The sequence below is a fragment of the Facilibium subflavum genome, assembly GCF_003574485.1.
In the GTDB taxonomy this organism is placed as follows: domain Bacteria; phylum Pseudomonadota; class Gammaproteobacteria; order Francisellales; family Francisellaceae; genus Facilibium; species Facilibium subflavum.
The window spans coordinates 1-1,461 of sequence record NZ_QLIT01000122.1 but is presented as its reverse complement, the minus strand read 5'-3'; the positions used below and the strand labels follow the sequence as shown (position 1 = coordinate 1,461).

The 1,461-nt window shown below is 41.1% G+C and carries 1 protein-coding gene; it reads right to left on the bottom strand.

The genetic code is table 11. The features are described from left to right. Positions 1-83 precede the first annotated feature (83 nt). Complete coding sequence (locus tag DNK84_RS08105; RefSeq protein WP_119344044.1) at positions 84-1,358, bottom strand: IS256 family transposase; 1,275 nt, start codon at positions 1,356-1,358, stop codon at positions 84-86. Positions 1,359-1,461: the final 103 nt, after the last annotated feature.

The following is a 1,461-nucleotide window of genomic DNA, read 5'->3' as shown; positions in this document are numbered from 1 at the left end:
GCGTACTGAGTGATGAATCCCTAGTAATTGTAACCCTGGTTTAATCCCTTTTCCTTGAGTTATTGTCAAATTTGGTGTATGGCTTAGGCAGCATTTTGTTTATCCTGTTTTATTTTGTCTACTTCGTGCTCAGAAATCCCATCAATAAACTTCACCATATTGACGACTTCAGCTAAACGCTGATAACCTCTTAGTCTCAACCATTTTTTCTCTGCCTGCATTGCCATTTTAAAGAAAGCACAAAGCACTGTTTCTCTGGAATAGCAACCCCTGGCTTGCCTGGTTCGATGCTGTATCGTTGCAAAGGTTGACTCAATTGGATTGGTAGAGCGAATATGGCACCAGTGCTCCGCAGGAAAGCCGTAAAAAGTAAGCAGCTTCTCTTTATCCTTCGTCAGACATTCAACCGCCTTCGGGTACTTGGCTTGATAGGTTGCAATAAAATCTTTGTATGCTGCATGTGCTTCTTCCTTACCAGGTGCCATATAAATTCCATGTAACTTTGACTTCGCATGCGTTTGCAATGACTTAGGGAGCTTATTAAGAATATTCGCTGTTTTATGCACCCAGCAGCGCTGGTGTTGCGTTTTAGGAAATTCTTTCTCAATGGCAGACCAAAATCCCATCGCGCCATCGCCAATAGCCAGCTCAGGCGCTATTGTTAATCCTCTGCGTTTAATATCACGCAATAATTCTAACCAACTATCCGTACTTTCTCTGAAACCATCACTAAATGCAACAAGCTCTTTTTTACCATCTTCTGTCGCGCCTATTATCACAAGTATACAGGTCTTCTGGCTTTCCATACGTGCCGTTAAATAAATACCGTCAACCCACCAGTAAACATAGCGTTTGTCTGATAAAGAACAATTTTGCCATGCTTTAAGCTCATCACGCCATTGCGCTTTTAACCGACAAATCACCTGTGGTGATACATTTTTTGCATTTTCACCCAGTATCGGGGCTAATGCTGCTTGAAAATGATTGGTAGAGATTCCCTGCAAGTAAAGCAATGGTAGCAGTTCATCAATCGTTTTAGCTCGTCGCATATAAGGCGGAACAAGCAATGAGTGAAACTGAATACCGCTGCCTTTACGATCTCTGACTTTAGGTAGCTTAACCTTCACATTGCCAACACCAGTTGCAACGTTACGCTCAGGCTGATAACCATTACGCACAACTTGTTGTTTACCATCATCAAGCCTTAAATCTGATAATGACTCCATAAATTCCTTAAGCTCCACCATGATTGCTTCGTGTATTGCTTTATTAGCCGCTTCTCGAATTACGCCCGTTAAAGCATCTTTTACTTCATTTTCTACTGTATTTTTCAGAGCAAGTACGTTATCTTTACTCATGTGTGTATTCCTCCATTTTGAGCGTTTTTACTTTGCAAAATAATTCTATCATTCTGCAGTGAATACACCACCTAAGTATCGCTGATTATATTTCAGCCCATAC